At 32.4% G+C, this 22853-nt stretch carries 27 protein-coding genes and 2 tRNA genes; 8 read left to right on the top strand and 21 right to left on the bottom strand.

Annotation, left to right across the window (positions count from 1 at the left end; translation table 11 throughout):
• Positions 1-30: 30 nt before the first annotated feature.
• From BN853_RS05365 to BN853_RS05375, 3 genes are all read left to right on the top strand, one after another.
• Positions 31-501, top strand: coding sequence for a glutathione peroxidase (locus BN853_RS05365; protein ID WP_030004940.1), 471 nt, complete (start codon positions 31-33; stop codon positions 499-501).
• Between the two features lie 105 nt (positions 502-606).
• Positions 607-1326, top strand: coding sequence for a helix-turn-helix domain-containing protein (locus BN853_RS05370; RefSeq protein WP_030004029.1), 720 nt, complete (start codon positions 607-609; stop codon positions 1324-1326).
• A gap of 35 nt (positions 1327-1361) precedes the next feature.
• The gene (locus tag BN853_RS05375) at positions 1362-2189 is read left to right on the top strand and encodes an IS3 family transposase (protein WP_030004561.1); all 828 of its coding nucleotides are present in this window, start codon (positions 1362-1364) and stop codon (positions 2187-2189) included.
• A 55-nt stretch (positions 2190-2244) separates the two neighbouring features.
• Here the strand turns inward: BN853_RS05375 and BN853_RS05380 are convergent, their stop codons facing one another.
• The 5 genes from BN853_RS05380 to BN853_RS05400 all read right to left on the bottom strand — a co-directional run bounded on the left by BN853_RS05380 (position 2245) and on the right by BN853_RS05400 (position 5289).
• On the bottom strand, positions 2245-2553 hold the full coding sequence (locus BN853_RS05380; RefSeq protein WP_030004941.1) for a hypothetical protein: 309 nt from the start codon (positions 2551-2553) through the stop codon (positions 2245-2247).
• 3 nt (positions 2554-2556) lie between these two features.
• A complete protein-coding gene (locus BN853_RS05385) occupies positions 2557-3045 on the bottom strand; it encodes a hypothetical protein (protein ID WP_030004942.1) in 489 nt (162 codons plus the stop codon).
• Between the two features lie 2 nt (positions 3046-3047).
• Complete coding sequence (locus tag BN853_RS05390) at positions 3048-4118, bottom strand: SPFH domain-containing protein (RefSeq protein ID WP_030004943.1); 1071 nt, start codon at positions 4116-4118, stop codon at positions 3048-3050.
• Between the two features lie 67 nt (positions 4119-4185).
• The gene (locus BN853_RS05395) at positions 4186-4599 is read right to left on the bottom strand and encodes a hypothetical protein (RefSeq protein WP_030004944.1); all 414 of its coding nucleotides are present in this window, start codon (positions 4597-4599) and stop codon (positions 4186-4188) included.
• Between the two features lie 78 nt (positions 4600-4677).
• Positions 4678-5289, bottom strand: a complete 612-nt coding sequence (locus BN853_RS05400; protein ID WP_030004945.1) for an SGNH/GDSL hydrolase family protein — start codon at positions 5287-5289, stop codon at positions 4678-4680.
• Positions 5290-5398: 109 nt separating this feature from the next.
• Here BN853_RS05400 and BN853_RS05405 point away from each other — a divergent pair, with 109 nt between their 5' ends.
• Positions 5399-6094 (top strand): DUF2238 domain-containing protein, encoded by a 696-nt coding sequence (locus tag BN853_RS05405; RefSeq protein ID WP_030004946.1) that lies wholly within the window; start codon positions 5399-5401, stop codon positions 6092-6094.
• Between the two features lie 12 nt (positions 6095-6106).
• Here the strand turns inward: BN853_RS05405 and BN853_RS05410 are convergent, their stop codons facing one another.
• The 4 genes from BN853_RS05410 to BN853_RS05425 all read right to left on the bottom strand — a co-directional run bounded on the left by BN853_RS05410 (position 6107) and on the right by BN853_RS05425 (position 10409).
• Positions 6107-6655 carry a hypothetical protein gene (locus BN853_RS05410; protein ID WP_030004947.1) on the bottom strand — a complete coding sequence of 183 codons (549 nt, stop codon included), beginning with the start codon at positions 6653-6655 and terminating at the stop codon, positions 6107-6109.
• Positions 6652-7170 (bottom strand): hypothetical protein, encoded by a 519-nt coding sequence (locus BN853_RS05415; protein ID WP_030004948.1) that lies wholly within the window; start codon positions 7168-7170, stop codon positions 6652-6654. The genes BN853_RS05410 and BN853_RS05415 overlap by 4 nt, the downstream gene beginning before the upstream one ends.
• Before the next feature lie 115 nt (positions 7171-7285).
• Positions 7286-9766, bottom strand: coding sequence for an FAD-dependent oxidoreductase (locus BN853_RS05420; RefSeq protein WP_030004949.1), 2481 nt, complete (start codon positions 9764-9766; stop codon positions 7286-7288).
• A 91-nt stretch (positions 9767-9857) separates the two neighbouring features.
• Entirely contained in the window at positions 9858-10409 is a 552-nt protein-coding gene (locus tag BN853_RS05425) for a guanylate kinase (protein ID WP_030004950.1), read from the bottom strand.
• 184 nt (positions 10410-10593) lie between these two features.
• On the opposite strand from BN853_RS05425, the gene BN853_RS05430 reads away from it, so the two are divergent.
• Positions 10594-11220 (top strand): YqaA family protein, encoded by a 627-nt coding sequence (locus tag BN853_RS05430; protein ID WP_052591284.1) that lies wholly within the window; start codon positions 10594-10596, stop codon positions 11218-11220.
• 19 nt (positions 11221-11239) lie between these two features.
• On the opposite strand, the gene BN853_RS05435 is transcribed toward BN853_RS05430, so the two are convergent.
• The 9 genes from BN853_RS05435 to BN853_RS09195 all read right to left on the bottom strand — a co-directional run bounded on the left by BN853_RS05435 (position 11240) and on the right by BN853_RS09195 (position 18759).
• Positions 11240-11590, bottom strand: coding sequence for a hypothetical protein (locus BN853_RS05435; RefSeq protein ID WP_030004952.1), 351 nt, complete (start codon positions 11588-11590; stop codon positions 11240-11242).
• Positions 11580-11996 (bottom strand): putative ABC transporter permease, encoded by a 417-nt coding sequence (locus tag BN853_RS05440; RefSeq protein ID WP_030004953.1) that lies wholly within the window; start codon positions 11994-11996, stop codon positions 11580-11582. The genes BN853_RS05435 and BN853_RS05440 overlap by 11 nt, the downstream gene beginning before the upstream one ends.
• 210 nt (positions 11997-12206) lie before the next feature.
• Positions 12207-12938 (bottom strand): phosphotransferase, encoded by a 732-nt coding sequence (locus BN853_RS05445; protein WP_030004954.1) that lies wholly within the window; start codon positions 12936-12938, stop codon positions 12207-12209.
• A gap of 319 nt (positions 12939-13257) precedes the next feature.
• Positions 13258-14184, bottom strand: coding sequence for a pseudouridine-5'-phosphate glycosidase (locus BN853_RS05450; RefSeq protein ID WP_030004955.1), 927 nt, complete (start codon positions 14182-14184; stop codon positions 13258-13260).
• Positions 14171-15274, bottom strand: coding sequence for a carbohydrate kinase (locus tag BN853_RS05455; protein WP_030004956.1), 1104 nt, complete (start codon positions 15272-15274; stop codon positions 14171-14173). The genes BN853_RS05450 and BN853_RS05455 overlap by 14 nt, the downstream gene beginning before the upstream one ends.
• A gap of 483 nt (positions 15275-15757) precedes the next feature.
• Positions 15758-15967 carry a hypothetical protein gene (locus BN853_RS05460; protein WP_030004957.1) on the bottom strand — a complete coding sequence of 70 codons (210 nt, stop codon included), beginning with the start codon at positions 15965-15967 and terminating at the stop codon, positions 15758-15760.
• 248 nt (positions 15968-16215) lie between these two features.
• Positions 16216-16995 carry a hypothetical protein gene (locus tag BN853_RS05465; RefSeq protein ID WP_030004958.1) on the bottom strand — a complete coding sequence of 260 codons (780 nt, stop codon included), beginning with the start codon at positions 16993-16995 and terminating at the stop codon, positions 16216-16218.
• A gap of 27 nt (positions 16996-17022) precedes the next feature.
• Positions 17023-17754 (bottom strand): Fic family protein, encoded by a 732-nt coding sequence (locus tag BN853_RS05470; RefSeq protein WP_052591472.1) that lies wholly within the window; start codon positions 17752-17754, stop codon positions 17023-17025.
• Positions 17755-18498: 744 nt separating this feature from the next.
• Positions 18499-18759, bottom strand: coding sequence for an InlB B-repeat-containing protein (locus BN853_RS09195; protein ID WP_427909978.1), 261 nt, complete (start codon positions 18757-18759; stop codon positions 18499-18501).
• Between BN853_RS09195 and BN853_RS05475 the strand changes: the two genes are divergently transcribed.
• The 3 genes from BN853_RS05475 to BN853_RS05485 all read left to right on the top strand — a co-directional run bounded on the left by BN853_RS05475 (position 18692) and on the right by BN853_RS05485 (position 21280).
• Entirely contained in the window at positions 18692-18940 is a 249-nt protein-coding gene (locus tag BN853_RS05475) for a helix-turn-helix domain-containing protein (RefSeq protein ID WP_030004960.1), read from the top strand. The genes BN853_RS09195 and BN853_RS05475 overlap by 68 nt on opposite strands.
• 80 nt (positions 18941-19020) lie before the next feature.
• A complete protein-coding gene (locus BN853_RS05480) occupies positions 19021-19335 on the top strand; it encodes an ArsR/SmtB family transcription factor (protein ID WP_052591286.1) in 315 nt (104 codons plus the stop codon).
• Positions 19328-21280, top strand: a complete 1953-nt coding sequence (locus tag BN853_RS05485) for a heavy metal translocating P-type ATPase (RefSeq protein ID WP_030004962.1) — start codon at positions 19328-19330, stop codon at positions 21278-21280. Before BN853_RS05480 ends, BN853_RS05485 begins: the two co-directional genes overlap by 8 nt.
• 240 nt (positions 21281-21520) lie before the next feature.
• Here the strand turns inward: BN853_RS05485 and BN853_RS05490 are convergent, their stop codons facing one another.
• From BN853_RS05490 to BN853_RS05500, 3 genes are all read right to left on the bottom strand, one after another.
• Positions 21521-22084, bottom strand: coding sequence for a hypothetical protein (locus BN853_RS05490; protein ID WP_157869941.1), 564 nt, complete (start codon positions 22082-22084; stop codon positions 21521-21523).
• A gap of 434 nt (positions 22085-22518) precedes the next feature.
• Positions 22519-22612: transfer RNA gene (locus BN853_RS05495), tRNA-Ser, on the bottom strand.
• A gap of 8 nt (positions 22613-22620) precedes the next feature.
• Positions 22621-22696 (bottom strand) — tRNA-Ala (locus BN853_RS05500).
• Between the last annotated feature and the right edge of the window lie 157 nt (positions 22697-22853).

A 22853-nucleotide genomic window follows, 5' to 3' on the forward strand; every position in this document is an offset into this window, starting at 1 on the left:
AATTGCATACAATCGAAAGGGGTTTTAACAATGATCTATGACTTTAACGCAACAACGATTGATGGCAAAGAAGTTTCCTTATCTAAGTATAAAGGAAAAGTACTTCTTATATTTAACAGTGCGACCGGTTGTGGTTTTACACCACAATACGAGGGTTTAGAAAAACTTTATGAGACCTACAAAGACAAAGGACTTGAATTACTTGATTTTCCATCAAATGAATTTGGAAACCAAGCTAAGGGATCGAATGAGGAGATTAAATCCTTTTGCAGTCTAAATTACGACATCAGATTTGATCAATTTCAAAAAACAACGGTCAACGGAAAAAATGCAAATCCATTATTTAAATACTTAAAATCACAAAGACGTTCGATGTTTGGCACCTCCATTAAATGGAACTTCACGAAGTTTTTAGTTGATAAGAATGGGAAAGTCGTTAAGCGTTATGCACCTACAACGACACCTGATAAAATTGAAAAAGATCTTGTCTCATTGTTATAAACGAACAAAGTCAAAAAAAGCCACCATTTTTTGATATGATCCCCTTAAAGTAGACACTACAAATAATTAAAGTTTGTAGAAGTGTACAGAGAGGGGATTTTTCTTATGTCAAGAACACCAAGATTCAGTAAAGAAACAAAAATCAAAGCAATCAAAGCATATCAAACAGGAATCAAGTCAATGTTAGAAATCGCATGTGAATTAGGATGTGACGTATCCAGTGTTAAACAATGGGTCAGGAACTATGAATCGATGGGAAGTATGGCATTTGAGGATAAACCAAGAAACCAAAGTTATATGAAATCATTCAAATTAGAGGTGATTAAAGCTTACCACGATGGCAAAGGATCATACGCAGAACTGGCCAAACAATATCAAATAACATCAGACTCAATGATTAAGAGTTGGGTTTCCAAGTATAATAGACATAACGAGATCAAAGCGTATGATCCAAAGGGGTATGTTTATATGGCGAAATCAAGAAAAGTGAGTTATGAAGAAAAGTTAGATATAGTGAAATGGACGATTGAACATAACTTTGAATATAAACTCGCAGCGGAGAAGTTTGAGACAGCCTACTCACAAGTGTATAACTGGGTCAGAAAATACAACGTAGAAGGTGAAGCTGGTTTAAAGGACGAACGAGGCAAGAGAAAGCCTGTAGAGAATCTAAGTGAAATTGAGAAACTAAAACGTGAAGTTGAGCTTCTAAGACGGAAGAATGAACGTCTGGAGATGGAGGCTGAAGTCATAAAAAAATTCCAGGAGATCGAAAGGAGGGATATTTTAGCAAGATCCGCCAAGAAGCCAAATACAAAACGATAAAAGGGCTTCATGAGGCAAAAAACTATCCTATTTTGGTGTTATGTGAAATCCTTTTGATTGTTCGTAGCAGCTATTATAAGTGGTTAAAACATGAAGAAACAAATGAAGAAAAGATTAATCATGAGTTATCTCAATTGATTCTTGAATATCATGATGAGTTTAAAGGTATCTTAGGCTATAGACGGATGACTTTATGGATTAATAAGCGGAATCAAACGAACTATAATGTAAAACGCATCAGACGATTGATGAAGAAATTAGGTGTATCGTCGGTTATCCGTAGAGTGCGTAAGGGGTATATTAAAGTAAGACCAGAGATCACAGCAGAGAATGTCTTAAACAGACAATTTGAGGCTAATAATCCCAATGAGAAATGGTTAACAGACGTTACCGAGTTCAAGGTGATTGGATCGAATACTAAGTTATACTTAAGTGCCATCATCGATCTGTGTGATACCAGTATTATCAGTTACAAAATGGGTATATCGAATAATAACCAACTGGTAAATGAAACCTTCGAGAAAGCATTCCAACTTAATCCGGAAGCCAAACCGATGGTACACAGTGACCGCGGGTATCAATATACGAATAAAGTGTTTCAAAAGAAGCTCACTTCTAGAAGCATGACAGTCAGTATGTCTAGAGTTGGTAGGTGTATTGATAATGGACCGATGGAGAGTTTTTGGGGTACACTTAAATCAGAAATGTACTATTTAACCCAGTTTCACGACATCAATCAACTCAAAGTAGCGATTGATCAATACATCCAGTTTTATAATAAACAAAGGTACCAAGAAAAACTAAAAGGCTTAACTCCGATGGAATTTCGGAATCAAGCCTTAAAAATTGAATCAGTTATTTAATTATTTCCACTGTCTACTTGACAGGGGGCGGTTCATTTTTGGTGGCTTTTATCATTTATTTGTTCACTAATTTAACAATTAAGTAAACGAGACCTGCGGGCCAAAATATCACAAGTAAAGCAATCAATAAACACACATTGATGTCTGACTGTCCACTTCTTGACCCCTCACTTCTTTCGTTATTGCTGCTTGTCGAATTTTGACTTACGATGTCTTGATAAGTTGTCTTTAATGGATTCGATGCGGTTTGACTTGACGCACCATTTTTTTTATGTAGTGGGTTAACCGATCCACAGTAAGGACACTTTTCTGAATCATCGTAATAAACGTTCCCACAAGATTTGCATTCAACTGACTGTATCATGATTTAGGAATCCTTCCTTTTCGCACTAACAAACTTACCATTTTGGTCGTTATAATCGTTAATGTCTTCAACTTTAATTTTATTTGATTCTAATGTCGGTAATACTTCTTGAACTTTATCATTTAGTAAGTCACTTGAAAATAATACTGCTAAATACGCAATGATTGAAACAAATGCGATGATAACCGCCCACATATACTGTGGTTTTTCCCCACGGACTAACAGACGAATCATTAGTGGTAAAAACTGAAGAATAATCGTAGAAACCACCATCACATATGAAACTGCGATTTCTTTTTTCTTAAATCCTGTGTAAAGGAGAACAAAGACAAATAATAAGTTAACTACAATTTGTATACTCAAAAATGTCCAGCCACCACCACTCGTTTTAATTGGATCTGTGATGTGTAATACGACGGCAGTTACAATTGAAAATGCCAGTACAACAAGTCCAACGATTGTATAGAATAATTTTGCTTTAGTTGATTTCATTTTTACTCACCAGCCTTTTGTCCGCAACTTGGACAGAACCGATCCGTCGGTTTTAGGTTTTGATTGCATTTGCTGCACTTTAGCTCTTGCTTAGTTCCACATTCAGGACAAAAAACATCATCTTCTTCAATGAGTTTATGACAGCTGATGCACGGTTTATTTTTAATCGAAGGCGTATGAGATGGATTCGTATTTGATAAGCTATCTGATGCGATTTTTCCAACGTTTGTACCAACGCCAACACCAACACCTAATCCAAGACCCATCGAAGCAATACCGCCGGCTTGTGATTCGTTATCTGCTGCTTTTTCTAAGACATCAAATCCTCTACTTGTGCGATATCTATCATCACCAAGAATATTAAATTCAGCTTTCTTATTTAAAATCTCATTGACGCGTTCTAAGTCTTCTTTTGGTACAGAAATCGATTCGAAGTAAAAATTAACCAGTTCAAATCCAAATCGTTCAAACTCTGATTCAAGTTCCGTAAACGTCTCTTTAGATATCGTTTCCATGTGAAGCGCTATGTCTAAAGTCGAGACGTTTTCTCTAATGATTTTATCTGCAAGATTCGTCTTTACTTTCGTGTTAATGATTGCTCTAAAGAAATCATTGACTACTTCAAATTCAACAATGTTTTTTCCACCTAATGAGCCAACCAACGTAGTCAAAATAAACTGATAATTCGAAATTCTTAATGCGTATTGACCGCGTGCTCGAACATTGACACGGACTTGAAATTTCGGATCTAAGACAGCGATTGGTTCTTTGGTTCCCCAAAGCATATCTAACTTTAATATGCGGTTGACAAAATAGATTTCAACCGGAAATGGTGTCTTGCCATCATATGCACCTTCAATAAACGTCTTTAATACCGGGTAATTTAAAGTCGATAATTCAACCGTGCCTGACTCAAAAATCTCGACAACTTTGCCTCCATGAACCATGATTGCAACTTGACCTGGACCAACAATGACTTTACTCTTGTCTAAAATATCTTTTGATGGGTGTTTGAATACAAGCCACTTACGATCTGAAAAGCCATCAAACTTTATAACGTTTGCTACTGCCATAGATACTCACCTCTTCTAAATGTTTTACTATTTATAGTATACAAAATAAAAACTAAAATTACTACTTCTATTTTAACTTTTGATAAAGTTCGTAATTTGAAATATTGAATTCGCTTTTCAAACAATTGACAAATTGCTTTATTTCCTCTGTTTTCCATTCTTTTCTTGATAATGAAAGCGAAACTTTATCTTCATCTATCATTAGTTCAAGCCATAAATAGCCGTTCTTTTTTTCAAATATGACACGGTTAATCTGACTTAGTTTTATTGTAATAGGTTGGCCAATTGAATACGTTCGATTAATCAATCCTCTTCCAAAAAAATGAACAAAGATAATTTGATTGTTCTCACAAATTGCGACTTGCTGAGTATATAAACCACCTTCTAAAATATTATTCTTTTTACCCATATTGAATAAGACGAAGGATTGGTTTTCTTGAATGATACCTGCTTCGATTAGAATCGATCTTACTTTTTTCATATAAAATCTCCCTTTTTCATTAGTGTTTTTGATATTATCTAACTATAATTGTAACACACCAGTAAGATTCTTTCAAACTTATTTCAAAGGGGTTTCAAAATTAATTAATGTCAAATACTCAACAATTGCCTCTTTAATCACTTTATGTCCTTCTAATGATGGATGTACACCATCTGGTAGAAGCTCAACCATTGTATGATGAATAAGGGCTTCATCGAATATTTTTTGAAGCGGAATAAAACCAGTATGATATTTAAATGAGAGTTCATAAACATTTTTTTGTTCCTCTAATAAATCTGGCATCCATTGTGGTTCGTAATGGCCGATTGGAAACACGAAAGGTTCTAACAAACATATTTTTACATTTGGTAAATCTTTTTTTGTTTCTATGATTAAACGTTCATAATTCGCTTGATACTCTTTTGTTGTCATCGGTTTATTGTGTTTATACTTATGCCAAATCTCATTAATCCCAACCAATATAAATAATAAATCTGGTTTTTCCTCAATCGTATCTTTTTGCCATCGCTCAAAAAGTTCTGGAATTCGATTTCCACTAATCCCTCTATTGATGATTGTGTCGTTTTTCCGCTCTTGTTGTAATAAATACACATAACCATCGCCTAGTGGTTGGTCAGTATGAAAACGATTACAATCTGTAATCGAATCTCCTTGACAGACTATTTTCATATATATCCCTCTTTCTTCCAAAAAAATCATTAAACATCGATTTCTAATGGTAATTTTAATGCTAATATGATATTATTTTATCACTAGTTCATACGAATGGAGCGATTATATGAAAAAATCGATATTTAAATCTTCTGCATTTTACTATCATCTGTTTACTACCATAGCCCTCTTGGAATTAACGGCTTCTATTTTAGGTGTGATTTTTGGTTTTTCAGATGCCACAAGGGATACTTCAATCAGTAATATCTTCTTATCTAGCTTAGTAATTGTTCTAATGAGTGTCCCTAGATTCTTGAAATCAAAATTCAAGCTTGTTATCACTAACAGCGTTGAAATCTTGGTATTAGTATTCTTGTTTGCTTCAATCACACTTGGTTTTGTTCATAACTTTTACGAAGACATCTACGGTTATGACAAAATTGTTCATGCCGTTAGTGGATTCGTCATTGCGCTATCTGCTTTTGAAGCGATTCATATCTATAACCAAAACAGTAAGAAATACGTAAAGCTACCTGCTATTTTTGTCAGTATATTTGCATTTACCTTTTCGATTACCTTACTGGTTGTTTGGGAGTTTTATGAATTTTTAATTGATACGTTGACTTTTAATTTAACGCTATCTGCCTCTAATATGCAGCGCTATTTGTGGGAAAATACGTATTTATTATTTCCTCAAGACTACGGTTTATTAGACACGATGCTGGATTTAATTGTTGGTGCGATCGGTTCTTCAATCATTTGCATACTTGGTTATCATTTTCTAAAGAAACAAGAAAGTAATAATACTGAAAAGCTAACCTAGAGATAACAATCTCTAGGTTTTTTTTAAGTCATTATGGTACTCAATTATTTTATCTTTTATGGCTTCTATCGTTAACAACTCATAGTCTGGATTAGACTTTATGAAATATATGTTACCAAAATAAGTAATCTCATCATTTATGTAGGAAAAAGAAACGTGATAGTGATGCTCACTAGCTATGATTTCATCTTGACTTCGAATGATTAAATCATTAACAAACATTTCGTCAACAAGTTCAACGTCTTTATTAAATAGGGACATGTAATCCATTGATAAATCGTATTCAGATGAAAAACTATAACTACCTTCGTAAGGGCCATGACTTAGACTGTAGGTTACACCGACCAATTTACCTTGATTGTTATTTTTTATGTAAGGAAAACTAATAGAATCATATGTATTGAATTTAAACAAGTAAAACCCATCATCTTTTGACGTTTTCTCATAAGCAGTCATAAATTCGCTTTCGGTGTTATATCTTGTTGATGTTTGAATGCTTTTACTAAAGCAGCCAGTCAAACTAATAGATATTACAATTAAAACCATGAATAATTTCTTCATTTTGATTCCACCTCGATTCGTCCATTTAACGCTTCGACAATTGAATTTAGAATCCCCATATATGATGATTCATCGACTTCATTTTCAGTTAAGTAATATAAGCTAACCCTATCATTTTTGTTTTTCGATTGTAATAAAATGTAATACCCATAATCTGTTTTTGAATTCACATGGTAGGTAAATACCGGTTCCTTATTATTTACGTTAAGATTTAGTTCAAATCGATCAAACACATTCTCGGTTTTAGGAACAACAGAAATATCAATTTCTAGATAGCCACTTCTTTTTTGATTAAATCTAGACTCACTTGTGATTTGATAAGAAATCAGGTAATCTTCTTTACTAAATGGTAGATTTCTAGGCACTATCTGGTTTGATCCTAGATACTTAATACCTTGACTCATTTCTTCAATTGATGTGTAGTAAGTAACTGTTGGCGCTATTGCTGCATCGGTGTTTGATCTTAAAAAGAATAAGTTTAAGACAAGCATACTGACAATAAATAGTTTTTTCACAATAATTCCTCCCTTTATACTATTAGTTTACTACATCTTTATGACAAAGTTGTGACAGCATGAAAAAAAAACCAAATAGTTTTTTATTAACTATCTGGCTTCATTTGATTATTTATTAGATAAATAAATTATGGTTCGCTTGAGCTGTATCGCCTAAATAGGTTGCAACACCTGCAATTTCAACACCATCAATCAGTTCTTCTTTTTTAATGCCCATAATGTCCATACTCATCGCACAAGCGGTTATTTTAACCCCTAGAGCCATTGCACTTTCAATCATGGTTTGAAGTGAATCAACGTTCTTTTTCTTCATGATTGATTTAATCATTTTTGGTCCCATCCCAAACATATTCATGTTAGATATCGGTAGTTTTTTAACGCCTCTTGGCATCATTTTACCAAACATTTTTTCAATAAATGTCTTCTTAACTCGAATCTTCTTCGGTTTTCTTAAAATATTGAGTCCCCAGAAAGTAAAGAATAGATTGACCTGTTTACCCATGGATTGTGCCCCTTGTGCAATAATAAATGCTGCAATTGCTTTATCTAAATCTTGTGAGAAAACAACAATGGTTGAGTTCTTTAAGTCGTTTTTGATTTCAACAACGTCTTCTTTTTTTGTGCTACCTTTTTGAAGGGTAGCGATAATGGTTTTGTTCTCTTTTTGAATATTTGTTAAGGTATTACCTGTTTTGCTTGCCCACGCCTGAATGTCTTTATAGAAACCAGGGTCTGATGCTTTTACCTGTAACACATCACCTTCATTCATTTCTTGCATTTTTTTATAAACTTGTACAATAGGCCCTGGACATTGTAGACCGCAAGCATCGAGTTCTACGGTCATTTGATTTGTTTTTGGTTTCTCTGATGATTTTAATTCTACGGTTTTATTCTCTAACAATGTATCGCCAAGGTCGTTAACAGGAAAGAAACATATTTCACTACCATTTTGATCGTACACACAAGAATAAGATTTAAGTCCACCATCCAAGTTTTTCACTTTAAATCCATGTTGAGTTAGGATTCTTGAGGCACTGTACCCTCTTGTTCCTACTTGACAATAGACATGAATGATTTGATCTTTTGGTAGTTCATTTAATCGACTTCTAAGTTCTGTTAAAGGAATATTAATAGCACCTGGCAGCTGTTGAACGAGTAGTTCTGGTTTTTCTCTAATGTCTAACACAAAATGGCCACCAGAAAGTAGGTCTTTCATTTCAGTCAACGTGTAGGTTTCAACCAACCCTTTGATTTTGTTTTCAGCAACATAACCTGCCATATTTACTGGGTCTTTAGCCGATGAAAATGGTGGTGCATAAACCAAATCAATGTTTTTGAGTTCTGTGACTTTTACTTTCGCAAAAATAGCGGTTGCCAATACATCGATTCGTTTGTCAACCCCTTCGCTACCAATGGCTTGTGCACCATAGATTTCTTCTGTAATTGGGTTATAAATAACCTTTAGAGTAACCGTGGTTGCGCCTGGATAATAACTGGCATGATTCGTTGGGTGAATATGAATTGCATCGTATTTAAGTCCTAATTGAATGACTTGTTTTTCAGACAATCCTGTAGAAGCCACGGTTTGATCAAAGATTTTCGCAGCTGAGGTTGCCAGCGTCCCTAAATATTTTTCGTCAATCCCACAGATGTGATTAGCCACAATACGGCCTTGTTTGTTCGCAGGACCGGCAAGGGCAGCCATCATTTGTTTATTTGATACCATATTAGGTACTTCTATGACATCACCAATCGCGTAAATCGAGTCATCGGAAGTCTTTAAATACTCATCAACTTTGATAGAACCTCTATCGTTTAATTCAAGGCCAGATTCTTTGGCTAGGATATTATCCGGTCTAACGCCAATAGCGAAAATGATTAGGTCACTTTCGACTACTTTACCACTTGTAAGTTCAATTTCTTTCCCTTCATTTCTGAAAGATTTGACTCCATCATTTAAAATGAGTTCAACACCTTGGTCAGCAATGTTTTGATGGATGATTTGACTCATTTCATAGTCAAACATGCCCATCACTTGTGAGGCCATTTCGATAAGCGAAACTTTTAAACCTAAGTGATGCAGATTTTCCATCATTTCAATGCCAATGAATCCACCACCAATCACAGAGGCTGTTTTTGGTTTTTCTTCTTTAATGTAGCTTATAATTTGATCCATATCAGGAATAGTTCTTAACGTAAATAAGTTTTTAGCCTCATTAATCCCTTCAATTCTTGGTTTAATGGGTTGTGATCCCGTTGATATGACAATCAAATCATAAGACTCTTCGTATACTTCGTTAGTAACTAAGTTTGTAACAGATACTGTTTTTTTGTCTCGATTAATTCTAGATACTTCACTTTGAATGCGAACATCGATATTAAACTTATCATGCATCTCTTTTGCACTTTGAACAATCAGTGAATCTCTACTACCAATGACACCTGAGATATGATATGGTAATCCACAATTCGCAAATGAAATGTATTGCCCTCGTTCAAATAGAATGATTTCTGCAAATTCATCAAGACGTCTTAGACGTGCTGCAGTAGAAGCACCACCAGCAACGCCACCAATAATAACAATTTTTTTAGTCATATGATTTTCCTCCAATGATTATATTACTCCTAAATTATAGTTTAGACAAATATCATGAATTTGTCCTCATAGTAAAAAGAAAACTCTAGTTTTAGAGTTTTCCGTTTATTTTTGATAAAAACAATTGATAATTTTCATGAATTTGAGAGGCTAAATCATCAAGTGCTTCCTGATTATTTGTAATAATTAAATCGATTTTAAGCAAGTGTTCTTTGTCAAAGATTTGATCATCAGTCGATATCCTTTTATGAATTTGCTCAAAATCATCTTTTCGTTGTATCATGCGAGTAAATCTGTGTTCTTTAGACGCTTCTACCAAAACCACATATATAATTTCCCTAAACTGTTTAACAACGTTATTTACACCATTTGGATCTAATATGACCACACCATTTTCCATAATATCTTTCTTTTGAAATCCGTAGTAATTATTTTGGTAAACCGTGTATTCAACGAGCTCTTCTTTTTCAATTAATGTAATGAACTGATCACTTGAGGTAAAATGGTAATCGATTCCATCTTTTTCATTAATCCGTTTTTCACGGGTAGTCGTTGTAATACATTTTTTGTAATGGTATTTGTTAAAAAGAACTTTTGAAATTTCTGTTTTCCCACTGGCGCTTGCGCCTACTAATATAATCATAGTTTCACATCCTATATTGGATTATAACATAATCACTTCAATTTGTATTAACTGTTTTTCATCGTTTGTTCTGTAATATTTAAAACACTTTGTCTTATTTTTTACATATGTATGTATTATGGTCAATTTTGCTTTACGAATTAAAAAGTCGTGTTATAATGATAATGTTGTAAAGGGGATTAACATGCAAATATTATTATCATTATATCAAAGATATCTACCAATTTTGTCCGATTTATCCCCATCATTTATGGATAAATTTATTAGCTTTTGGGAAAAATTTGGAGAACTCGGTCTTTTTGTCTATTCTACCATAGAAACCATTACACCGCTTGCAGGTGCCGAAGTTTTTTTTATCGGCTTAATGTCTGCAGGTAAACCTTGGTGGAAAGTGGCTTCGATTGCGCTATTAGCAAATGTTTTAGGTGCATTAATTGTCTATTTTTTCCTAGCACATCGAGATGGTCTTTACAACAAATACGTTAAAGAAGATCTTAGAGAACGTTCTAAAAAATTATTCGACAAGTATGGTTTTTGGGCAATATTCATTTTTGCAATGACCCCACTGCCATTTTTCTTAGTCTTATTTACGGCATCGATTGCAAAAATGAACATTAAAAACTACGTAGCAGCGACCATCATCTCAAGAGGTTCACGTTTTTATATAACGACCTATATTCTAAATAAATTTACTCATTTAGGCATGTTTGAGATTGTCTTATTTTTAATCGTGATATCAATCCCGCTGATGGGAATTATGTATTTAGTATCAAAGTTTGTTTTACCTTATTTTGAAAAAGAAGCCGCATAAATGCGACTTTTTTTTCAAATTATTTATTCTTAATTTTTTCTTCTAACTTTTCTTTAATATGTTTCGCTTCGATTAGCTTTTGACTGAAGTAACGTCTAATATGTTCTGAAAGTTCAAGTGGCGTTGAAAAGAAAAAGAGAAATCTGCTTTTCTTTTTGAGTTGATTCAATTCATTATTGATACTCTTTTTTAAGTTTTCATAGACAACAAGGTCTTTTAATTCATAAGCTAACCGTCTTATTCTACTAGCCATATTAAATGTATAGAAGTTGTCGATAGTGAAAACACCGATGAAAAAACCAATAAAAAATATGACAAAGCCTTCAAAACGGATTGAATTAACCAGTTGATATAGTATTTCATGAAGCATCAAAAAATAAATCGAGCAAAGAACAAAACCAAAAAAATGTGAATAGTGGGCAAATAATCCCTTGTATGTTTTTCCACTGATTTGAATAATCCCAAAGTCTAATTCTCATACCTTTAATGAAGATTAGGCCTGTTAGGTATTCAATCAAAGTCATTACCAAGGTTAATATTGTAATCGTAGCTAGATTTCCCAATGTGTCATTTACAAAGAAATTACTTTGATTTAGTTTTGTTGTTAATAGATACATAATTGTAAGCCCACTACCGTATAGTGGTAAATACGGTCCAACGAGGAACCCTGGGTTGATCCATTTTTTCAAAGAAAAATATCGTCTAAAAAACAACTCAAGAAGCCAACCGCCAATTGAACCCATGATAAAAACGAAAACTAACTTAAATAAAACCATTCTTTATCGCCACCTTTATAACCGCCTTTATACAAAATTTTCAAATCGCTTTTTTAATACATTTTCAAAACGCTATTGACACCACATAAGCAAGAGCCATAATACGTCATCTTACATCATCCTTTTTTATATAGATTATCAATCGGTTTCACTTTAGTTTATACCGAATTAATTAATCTCACTGTAAATAAACAAGCGAAACCTATTTTATCAAGTATTATAGATTAAATCTAGAATCCTTTGTTTAGGTTCATCGTCACTCATTTCGATCAATCTTAAAACTGCCATTGCTTTGATTGCCTGGGCAAATGCAATTAGTTCGATATCCAACTCTTTTGAAATCATTTTTAAGTACTTATCTGATAATCTAAATGCATACTGTCTTAAAATCACATACGTTCTTGCGATATCTAAGATAGGGTTTCCTAGTTTCGCATTTGCCCAATCAATAATAAAATAATTGTAGCGATCATACATTATATTCGAAAAATGTAAATCAAAATGACAAAGATTATTCTTTATATCAACTTCATTAAGTGCATCAATCCCTATTTTTTTTATCGATTCGTCTAGATTTGATTTATTTAAGGTTTCAAAAAACACATCATGTGCTTGTAATAAATCAAGATTTTGATATTCATAGACTTGTTTTTGTAATCCTATCAAATCTTCTAGTCCTTTTTTATACTTTTCTACTCGAACTCGGTAAGTTAGATCAATACCTTTGATGTAAGGCATTTTTATCTCACTCGAATTATTCACATAATCATAACTCAATATTGGTAGTTTAGTTTTTGAAACGATTTCATTTTGTATCTTCACTTCATACTTAATCCAACTTAGGGGATAAGCTGTTGGAAAACACTTATATGCAGCACCTTCGATTAAATATACTTTAGATACTTTCCCCTGTCCTATTAGGACTTTTTGATTATTGTTCATGGATACTCCTTCAAACGCAACGAATTCAATCAATTTCAAATTAAATCCTTCAGTTTACAAGTTATATTATAGCACTTATCAATAAAGATTTATTGAATTAATCGCAAAACAATCTGAAATACTATTAACGTGTCCTTGTTTTTAGTCGCTTATTGATTTCTACAAAACGCGCAACTAGTTACTGAATATTTTTGCTTTTTTAGAGTCAGATATTCTTAATTTGTATCCATATTATGTATTACATACTTTATAGCTTTTTATCAAAAAAAAAGACAAGTTAGATACCCTAGATGGACTCAAATTGTCTTTTTTGATTTAATTATTTTTGAAGTGCCATATAAGCTTTAGCAAGTAACGCACCAACTTTTGCGTTGTTATACACAAGTGCCAAGTTAGCTTCTAAGCTCTTACCTTGAGTTTCTTCTACAATTTTCTTGAGTAGGTATGGTGTAACATCTTTACCTTCGATTTGATCTTTGACAGAATCTTTAACAGCTCGATTGATGATGTCATTCATGTAGTCGCCATCAAGTGAGTCTTTTTCAGGAATTGGGTTAGCAACAAGTAAGCCACCTTTTAATTTTAATTGATCCTTAGCATGAACAATCTTAGCTAAGTCTTGAACGTTTTCAACATGTAAGTGTAGTTTAATATCGGATGTTCGAGTATAGAAAGCAGGAAGTACTTCCGTTTGATAACCGACAACTGAAACACCTTTAGTTTCTAGGTATTCCATCGTTCTTGGTAAGTCAAGAATCGCTTTAGCACCCGCACAGATGACAGTGACATCGGTTTGTCCTAATTCTTCAAGGTCAGCTGATACATCTAGTGTTTGTTCATAGCCTTTATGAACCCCACCGATACCACCTGTGACAAAGAATTTGATACCTGCCATTTCTGCGCAAATCATTGTCGATGCTACGGTTGTTGCCCCTAATTGTTTTAATGCGATGACGGATGCTAAATCGCGTCTTGACACTTTGATTGCGTGCTTAGATTTAGCTAAAGTTTCTAAGTCTTGGTCCGATAACCCAATTTTGATCTTACCATCCATGATTGCAATTGTTGCAGGAATCGCACCTTCTTCTCTAATAATTTGTTCTACTTTTTTAGCCATAACGACATTATCAGGGTATGGCATACCGTGAGAGATAATGGTTGATTCAAGCGCAACCACCGGTTTGTTGTTTTTAAGTGCTTCTTGTACTTCAGGTGTAATTTCTAGAAATTGATTAAATGCTTTCATGTTTTTTGATCTCCTTTTTAATTAGATTAATTGATAGTTTTGGATTAACTGAAAATTTACTTTGAATGGTTAGGCTAGAACTTGCTGCCCCGTATTTAATGCTTTGTTCCAATGATTCATTTGAAACTAATCCATGAATCACAGCACTACTAAATGAATCGCCTGCGCCTGTGACATCAACGATTTTGTCATCAGTGACAATAAATGCTTCTTGATGCTTGATTGACTTACCATCAAAGTAGTAAGAACCTTTTTTACCATAGGTCACAACCGCTTGTTTCAAACCTTTCTTTATCCATAAGTCAACGATGACTTTAGGATCTGTTTCTTCTGTTTTAAAGTAGCTTTGTGATTCATCTAGATTGCATATTATTATTTCAATACCTTCTAGATCATCTGGTAAGTTCTTCATCTTAGGTCCTGAAACACCAATGATTGCTAATCTTTTGTTTTCATTTTTTGCATATTCAACAAGTGCTTCTAACCCATCTTTTGACACATTCATATCAGCAACCAGCCATGAACTTGTGTTTAGATGTCTCTTATGCTCTAAGACCCAGTTCCTGTTCATGTGATGATTAATTGACATATCGGCAAAACCAACGTTCATATTTCCATCTAATCCGATGACTGAATAATAACCGCCTGTATTTTCGTGTTTGATTTTATCAATCGCGAATACTTCCATTAATTTTTTTGATGCATGAATAAGTTCTTCACCCGCTCTATCATCACCAACAACAGTCATTAAAGAGACTTTATGGTTTAGTCTTGATAGATTATCAGCGACATTTCGAATCACACCACCATGTGATGTTAGAGAATTGACCGGGTTTGATGTCCCTAAGACCATACCTTCTTCTAATCTAAACGTATAGTCCATATTACATCCACCGATACAAGTGATGTAGTCCTCTGTTTTAAGGACATAAGGCTTACCTAGGATGTAACCTTTTTCTTGTAGACCTGAAATGAGGTTTGCAACCGCAGGTCTCGATAGGTCTAATTGATCCGCAATGAACTGTTGACTCACGTAAGGATCTTCTTTCAAGATTGATAGTACTTTTTTTTCATTCTCATTTAACTTCATAGTTCACCAACCTACATTTGTTTTATTTCAAACTTTTGTTTACACTTTTATAATACACCCAATTGCATCGTTTGTAAAGTCTTTTCTATAAAAATAAAACTAATGGATAGGCTACAATATAGTTATTCAAGAATTTGATCCATTGTGTTTTTGTTAGGCTTTCGTGTTTTTATTGACCTTATGTATTTTTATAAAAGAAAGAATCCTCCGCATGATTGCGGAGGATTCTTTTAGTTTATTAGGTTATTTTTGTAGCACTGCCTAAAAAAGGTGTGATGCTATCTATTCTAATACAAATTAGCACCTTTGCAAATATAATACCATCCCTATATAAATGACTAAAAAAGAGAAGTGTTGATAATGACTCTTCAATTTGAACTGTGTTGACCTAGCTTTATTCATCATCATCATCTTCAACTAAATAATCAACATACTGTGGCAAAATGAAAATCATTGAAAATTCCTATGCATCTAAACACAAAATTACTCGAATAACGAATATTTGGTTAAATCAATATCTTCAAAGTTTAATTGTGTTTTACCGTCTAAAATTCGATAACTTTTTCCATTTATTGATTTAATTACGTCACCTATGGTTAACCTTGGTCCTACTGGTAAATAGAAGTACTTTACTTCCCAACCAAAAGGATAACTTTCTACCGTCATAATCATATATTTTTCATCGTTTACCATTAGTATTCACGCTCCTACAAGTAAATTATAGCACATTAAAAGTATTGTCTATCGTAATGGTATTCATGATATCTATAATTTTGGCTCAATCGATGGAAGACAAGAATTGCGGATAGGAAACATGTATCCATTTCAACAAAAAAGACCTGATACTTGAGGCGATTAGTAAATCGCTTATGTAACAGACCTATTCTAGTTAGATGTATTAGGGCGACTATTTTGATACATTTTCAAAACGCTATTGACACCTATATGATATTGATTCTTGAAAAATATTCTTTAATAACCACTTTACTATCCTCAAAAGAACTAGCTTCTAGCTTAATGCTATTTTTTGAAATAGGTTTGTGTGATATCAAAGTTCTTCCTTCTTGTTCTTTTGTTTTAATTATTTCAAATGGTATTAATTCAAGTGATTTATTATTCTGTCTACATTGAAATCCTTCAGTTTCATTTTCAAAAATAAATGACAAGTTTCTATTATCAAAATAAAAGAAAGTCAATTTCATATTTTTAGGTAAATACTCCAACACAAATAATTTCATTTCTACAAAAACATTATAGTTGGTTGGTTTAAAGAACCTATTTTTATCTTTAGATATTTGCACTTGATGACGATAGACTCCCATTCTAAACTCATAAATTGAATGTATTAATCTTAACTCTCCAATATTAAAGATCAAATGCTGATCTGTACCATCACAATACGCTGGATTACCATACTTTCTTTGAATTATTTGCTGAATTCTATCAAAACTATTATCAGAATAGTAATTGAACTTATCTTCTTCTAAAGTGATTAAGTTAATATCCTTGAATCCAAACAACTTAGCAATCAAATTATAAGGGATTTTTACAACTAATATTTCATTAGAATCAAAAAATTTTGTTTTAAACTTAATATATTTCATTTTAGTCACAGTATCTCTGACTATTAGAAAAGGAATCTTCTTTTCTTTAAGTAATATTATATTCCTTCTTACTGAAAATGAAAGTTTTAGTGTATCATTTAAATCGAAATTTTTCATTTCAATCCCCCATTTATCCTCTTGATTTTACCCTATCAAATAAAGGTAAGAATCTTCTGATTCATTTACCAAATCAACAATCATTCTAATGAAATCGGTATAATCATTTGTTGTGTGCGCTTTATCAAGTGCATCATAATAATCTGCTCTGTTTTCTGTTTTAATTACAACTGGTGGATAGCCACTTTGAATGAGTTCAAAATTTAATAAAAGTCTTGCTGTTCTACCATTACCATCAATAAATGGGTGAATTTTTACAAACTCTCCATGTAAGAAACAAGCCCTTACTACAGGGTGTAAATCTTTCCAACTTTGATATTTTTCAATCATTTTCTGCATTTCATATGGAACATTCATGTATATTGGTGGCACATGCTTAGCACCACTGATAAACACATTTTCATGTCTATATTTACCAGCATTAGTAGAATCAATTTCTTTCAAAATTAAATAATGAACAGATTTAATATCATATTCTGAAAGTTTAACGTTTTTACTGACTAGATCTTCAATGTATTCAATTGCTTCTTTATGATTAATAATCTCTAAATGATCTTTTAATGGTTTCCCTTTAATTGTTATGCCATTTTCTAAGACTACTTTTGTTTCTGATAAGGTAAGTGTATTACCTTCAATAGCATTAGAATTATAAGTCCATTCAATTATTAATTTATCTCTTAATTGTCTAGTCATGTTTTGAGAGAATGGTCGATGGGAATCAATTATATCCTTTTTTTCATCAATAATATTAAAATCTATTGAATCAAAAAACAAGTCATTAACTTGTCGATATCTTTTATCAATAGGCTTTTGTGCATCTTCTGGAATTAACCAAGTTTTACCAACTTTTTTCACACCATGAATTCTACCTTCTGTGCAAAGTATTCTAATTCTTCTTTCTTTAATATTCCATTTAGTAGCAAAATAAGATATATTTTTGTATTCCATTATTTCACCTTCCTATTATGCCGTTATCGGCACAATATTAGTATATCATAGTTTATTTACTGAGTCAACATTATGCCGTTATCGGCATAATATAGTTATTCAAGTTTAGTTTAATCAATCGTGTTTTTGTTATGCTTTCGTATTTTTATTGACCTTTTGTGTTTTTATATTTACATTTTTGATAGGAAGTTTAAACTCTCAAACCTAAGCTTTTAAATCATTGGTATCATAATAAAGAAAAAAGGGATTATCTCCCTATTTTCCTATTCATTAAAGTCGATACTAAGGCGAATAACTCATTCGCTTATGTATCAACACTGCCGTGCTAATATGGGTTTGTAGAACTATTTTAATACAATTGCGCACCCCAAGCCTGTTTTTACGCACCCTTATCAAAATCTACGCACCCCTAACCTGTTTTTACGCACCCCTAAAATATGGCTTAATTTCGCCCTTTTATTCTGGATTTGTTTGAAAGTAGTGATTTCTTTGTATCAAAATAGGTTCTTCAACTATCTACTTATTGTGGGGTGTTGAGCCAATAAAATATTTTTTTCAATCATTTGATACCCATTTACCATGAAGTGTAATATCTTCTGCGGGCATAGACCCAAATATATATGGTGTTTTTAAATTGATATCACTGTACCAACCACTAAATGTATATCCATCTCGTAATGGTACGTATTCCATAATACTTTGATTGTATATGACTGTATCAGAATGTAATAATTCATAGTGTGCTTGTGTGATTTCTGTTGGGGTAGATTTACTTACAGTTGAAAAGCGAGTTGCAAAAGCAATTTTAGATTTCAAATTAAAACAAATTGTTTTACCAATCTCTAAAAGAGAGTGGGCAAATGAGCTTGGTATGAGTAGTGAGGCTTTAAGTAGAACCTTAAAAATATTCAAAGATCAAGAGGATATCGAACTTAAGGGACAAAGAATTATTATCTTATTAGATAGAGAAAACTTAGAAGAAATCTTAAAAAATTAAAATTGTTTAAAACTATTGACAACTATAATTTTTTAGAGTATAATACATGAGTAAACAATCATATGAAGGAGTGTTCATGTATGCAAATCAAATTATTAAACGAAATAGAAAAACAGAAAGTCAGTAATTTATTTAAAGTAATTGCTGATCCCACAAGAATTGATATCTTATATACACTTAAAGATTCTAGACTTTCTGTTTCAGAAATTAAAGACAAACTAAATATGAGTCAAAGTGCGATAAGTCATCAACTTAGAGTATTAAAAGATGTTAATTTAGTTAAGGATGAAAGAGTAGGTAAAAACATATTTTATTCACTTTCAGATAATCACGTATATGACATATTCAATCAAGCGATTGACCACGTAAGGGAAGAGGAGTGTAATCATGAATAAAGAGAAAAAACACAATCATAATCATAATCATAATCACGGGGAATTAGTAGAATTAATCTTATATTTTACAGGATTATTATTATTTATAGTGGCAATATTTTTGCCCAAAAGTATTGCATTTACAGTAGGTAATTTTGAAGTAGTTATTAAAAACTTGTTTTACTTAATAGCAACTGTAATTTCAGGATACCATGTAATATATGAAGGTTTTGCTGATACAATCAAATCGAGTATTAAACATAAAAGATTTAAACCCAATATTCACGTCCTTATGGCACTTGCTGCTGTAGGTGCAATTATTATTGCAGAATACTTTGAGGGAGCACTGTTAATACTAATATTTGCAGGAGCACATATTTTAGAAGAATATGCCGAAGCTAAAAGTCAAAAAGAAATTAAAAACTTACTTGACTTAAACCCAACTCAAGGTAGAAGAATTAATGCAGATGGCAGTATCACAATTGTTGATGTAGCCGATTTAGTTATAGGTGATATATTACAAGTGTTAAATGGTGATCAAGTAGCAACTGATGGAATTATCTTAACGGGAATTTCAAATATTGATGAATCAAGTATTACTGGTGAAAGTATTCCAAAAGAAAAAACAGTAGGTGATATTGTCTTTGGAAGTACAATTAACGGTAATGGTACATTTACAATGAAAGTTACTAAAGATAGTAAAGACACTGTTTTTGCTAAGATATTACAACTTGTTAGTGAAACTCAAACAAACGTTTCAAAAACAGCAGTATTGATTAAAAGAATTGAACCAATCTATGTAACTATAGTGTTAATAATTGCACCATTATTTTATGTGTTAGGAAGATTTGGATTTGGCTGGGATCATTATCAAAGTTTTTATCGTACTATGGTATTACTAATTGGAGCATCACCTTGTGCACTTGCAGCAACAGATATTCCAGCAACACTATCAGCCATTTCAAACTTAGCTAAAAATGGAATATTATTTAAAGGTGGTTCATACCTTTCAAACTTTGCAGATGTTAAAGCAATAGCATTTGACAAAACAGGAACACTTACTGAAGGTAAACCCGTAGTAACTGATAATTACTTTATCGACACATTATCAGAAGATAAAAAGAATGATTACCTTGCTATTATAGTTGCAATGGAAAAACACTCAAATCATCCTCTTGCAGATGCCATTATTAACAGATTTACAGAGGTGAAAGAAGTTGAGTTAGATGCAGAAAATATCATTGGTACCGGATTAATTACAAGTTATGGAAGCAATAAATATAAAATAGGTAAACCTAGTTCATATAAAAATGTATCAAAAGAAATATTTGAAGTAACTGAGAAGTTTGAAGATGAAGGTAAAACAGTTGTATATTTCAGTGAGAACGATTTAATAGTTGGATTGATTGCTATTCAAGACATTCCAAAAGAAACATCAATTAACGCAATTAAATATTTCAACGAACAAGGAATCCATACTGTAATGATTACGGGAGATGCAATAAAAACAGGAGAAGCAATAGGTAGACAACTTGGCATAACTCAAGTAATAGGTAATGTATTACCAGAAGATAAGTCAAATATCATTGCTGATTTAAAAGCTACTTACGGCGCAGTAGCAATGGTTGGTGATGGTGTAAATGATGCACCAGCACTAGCTCAAGCAGACATTGGAGTTGCAATGGGAAGTGGAACTGATATTGCAATTGATGCAGCAGATGCTGTATTAATGCAAAGTGATTTAGAAAAACTTAATTATACTCATAAAGTAGCAACCAAGTTAAGAAGAGTAGTCATTACAAACATTATTTTTGCTATGACTATCGTAGTGTTTTTACTAACTATGAACTTTATTGGTAAAATGGATATGCCAATTGCTGTAGTATTTCATGAAGGAAGTACAATAGTAGTAATATTAAGTGGGTTAAGATTACTTAGAACAATTAAGCCTAAAATTAAAAAGTAAATATTGAATATATACAGGAGATATCATAAAATGATTTCTCCTGTTTTAATAAAAAAATGTCTTAAATTATTAAATATAAAACTTTAATAATTTAAGACATTAATCTTTTTAGTTATTTTGTGTGATGCTACCTTTTTTGATACAAATTAGCACCTCATGTTTTTTTTAGCACCTTTAACTGAATTTTAGAACCCATTTATTGTCAATATTATTGACTGATATCGTGCTATATTTCCATATTTATTGTTTTGGAACTTGAATCTCATCAACCAATATATATATGTCATCTATGATATCAAAATAAAGATGTATTTCATATGTAAGGTCATGATTAGATACTTTAACTATAAGTTCATTTCCGTGGAACTCAGTTTCTATTTGATCAATTATCGATGGATAAAACATTGAGTTCAATTCAGCAATTGGCTCAACAAATACATCTAATTTAATTTCGTAGACATCATAATAATAGTCCATCGCACTTTGAGTTCTAACTAAAATAATATTAGTTCCTTCTACTTTATATGCTTTGCTTGCGAAACCAAAAACAATCCCAAAAAATAGCAATAGTGCAAGACCAATACCAACAACACCAGTGATTAAACCTGTAACAAATTTTATGATTGGCTTTATATTATAGGTCAAAAGAATAATACCCATTATAATAATATATAAGGCTATGACTGGGTAAATGAACCAATCCACCGAAAATACATAAGAAAATAAATAGACAAAATCTATATCCTTTAATATAACTAAGACAAAAAACATATACAGTAAAAATATGAAACTCGTTGCAATCATAATAATACTATTCTTATTTAATATACTACTTTTCATTATTACCACGTGCCCCCTATTTTTTTTATTTCCGTCACAATATCACAACTATAAAAACTAAAAATAACTTCTTATATACTTTCATTTGTTTTTAATATTATAACATTTATGTTACAAGTTTTTCTTATAGAATCAAAAATATTTAAACATACTGTGCTGAGAAATGATTATGTTTTCAGTAATCGTGTAAAATGTTGCGCTATTGTGTAACTTGTTAGGTAATCGTGTATTGCGTTAAGTAGGATTTTCATATATGTGTAGAAAATGTGAGATTATTGACTTATGCGTGAATATCTAAGATATGAAAATTGGGAGAAAATCCCCTTTCTTCATAAAAAAAGGTCAGATACTTAGGGCGAATGGTAATTCGCTTATGTATCGAACCTATGCTTGTTATATGGCGGAAGAAAGGGGATTTGAACCCCTGCGACGCGATTAACGTCCTACTGGTTTTCGAGGCCAGACCCTTCAGCCGGACTTGGGTATTCTTCCGTAACTTTTGGTGGAGATAAGGGGGCTCGAACCCCTGACCTCTTGAATGCCATTCAAGCGCTCTCCCAGCTGAGCTATACCCCCACTTTGAAACACGTTTATAATAAAACGTTCTTTTTTATTGTATACCAAAGTTTCATGTTTGACAAGGGATTTCGTCTATTTTTATGTTAACTAAGCTAATTCGTATCGATAAATATGTACTTCTTTATACCAGCTTCATACATCTCACTAAACGGCT

It is taken from the genome of Paracholeplasma brassicae (assembly GCF_000967915.1).
GTDB lineage: Bacteria > Bacillota_I > Bacilli_A > Acholeplasmatales > UBA5453 > Paracholeplasma > Paracholeplasma brassicae.

Bases quoted from the DNA above. Each gene is read 5' to 3' on its own strand.
- BN853_RS05385 (WP_030004942.1), bottom strand. From the start codon at position 3,045: ATGAAATCAACTAAAGCAAAATTATTCTATACAATCGTTGGACTTGTT.
- BN853_RS05490 (WP_157869941.1), bottom strand. From the start codon at position 22,084: ATGATTGCAACGAGTTTCATATTTTTACTGTATATGTTTTTTGTCTTA.
- BN853_RS05455 (WP_030004956.1), bottom strand. From the start codon at position 15,274: ATGAAGTTAAATGAGAATGAAAAAAAAGTACTATCAATCTTGAAAGAA.
- BN853_RS05365 (WP_030004940.1), top strand. From the start codon at position 31: ATGATCTATGACTTTAACGCAACAACGATTGATGGCAAAGAAGTTTCC.
- BN853_RS05390 (WP_030004943.1), bottom strand. From the start codon at position 4,118: ATGGCAGTAGCAAACGTTATAAAGTTTGATGGCTTTTCAGATCGTAAG.
- BN853_RS05460 (WP_030004957.1), bottom strand. From the start codon at position 15,967: ATGGTAAACGATGAAAAATATATGATTATGACGGTAGAAAGTTATCCT.
- BN853_RS05410 (WP_030004947.1), bottom strand. From the start codon at position 6,655: ATGAAGAAATTATTCATGGTTTTAATTGTAATATCTATTAGTTTGACT.
- BN853_RS05450 (WP_030004955.1), bottom strand. From the start codon at position 14,184: ATGAAAGCATTTAATCAATTTCTAGAAATTACACCTGAAGTACAAGAA.
- BN853_RS05405 (WP_030004946.1), top strand. From the start codon at position 5,399: ATGAAAAAATCGATATTTAAATCTTCTGCATTTTACTATCATCTGTTT.
- BN853_RS05445 (WP_030004954.1), bottom strand. From the start codon at position 12,938: ATGAACAATAATCAAAAAGTCCTAATAGGACAGGGGAAAGTATCTAAA.
- BN853_RS05380 (WP_030004941.1), bottom strand. From the start codon at position 2,553: ATGATACAGTCAGTTGAATGCAAATCTTGTGGGAACGTTTATTACGAT.
- BN853_RS05435 (WP_030004952.1), bottom strand. From the start codon at position 11,590: ATGCTTCATGAAATACTATATCAACTGGTTAATTCAATCCGTTTTGAA.
- BN853_RS05400 (WP_030004945.1), bottom strand. From the start codon at position 5,289: ATGAAAATAGTCTGTCAAGGAGATTCGATTACAGATTGTAATCGTTTT.
- BN853_RS05430 (WP_052591284.1), top strand. From the start codon at position 10,594: ATGCAAATATTATTATCATTATATCAAAGATATCTACCAATTTTGTCC.
- BN853_RS05465 (WP_030004958.1), bottom strand. From the start codon at position 16,995: ATGAAAAATTTCGATTTAAATGATACACTAAAACTTTCATTTTCAGTA.
- BN853_RS05425 (WP_030004950.1), bottom strand. From the start codon at position 10,409: ATGATTATATTAGTAGGCGCAAGCGCCAGTGGGAAAACAGAAATTTCA.
- BN853_RS05420 (WP_030004949.1), bottom strand. From the start codon at position 9,766: ATGACTAAAAAAATTGTTATTATTGGTGGCGTTGCTGGTGGTGCTTCT.
- BN853_RS05395 (WP_030004944.1), bottom strand. From the start codon at position 4,599: ATGAAAAAAGTAAGATCGATTCTAATCGAAGCAGGTATCATTCAAGAA.
- BN853_RS05440 (WP_030004953.1), bottom strand. From the start codon at position 11,996: ATGGTTTTATTTAAGTTAGTTTTCGTTTTTATCATGGGTTCAATTGGC.
- BN853_RS05370 (WP_030004029.1), top strand. From the start codon at position 607: ATGTCAAGAACACCAAGATTCAGTAAAGAAACAAAAATCAAAGCAATC.
- BN853_RS05485 (WP_030004962.1), top strand. From the start codon at position 19,328: ATGAATAAAGAGAAAAAACACAATCATAATCATAATCATAATCACGGG.
- BN853_RS05480 (WP_052591286.1), top strand. From the start codon at position 19,021: ATGCAAATCAAATTATTAAACGAAATAGAAAAACAGAAAGTCAGTAAT.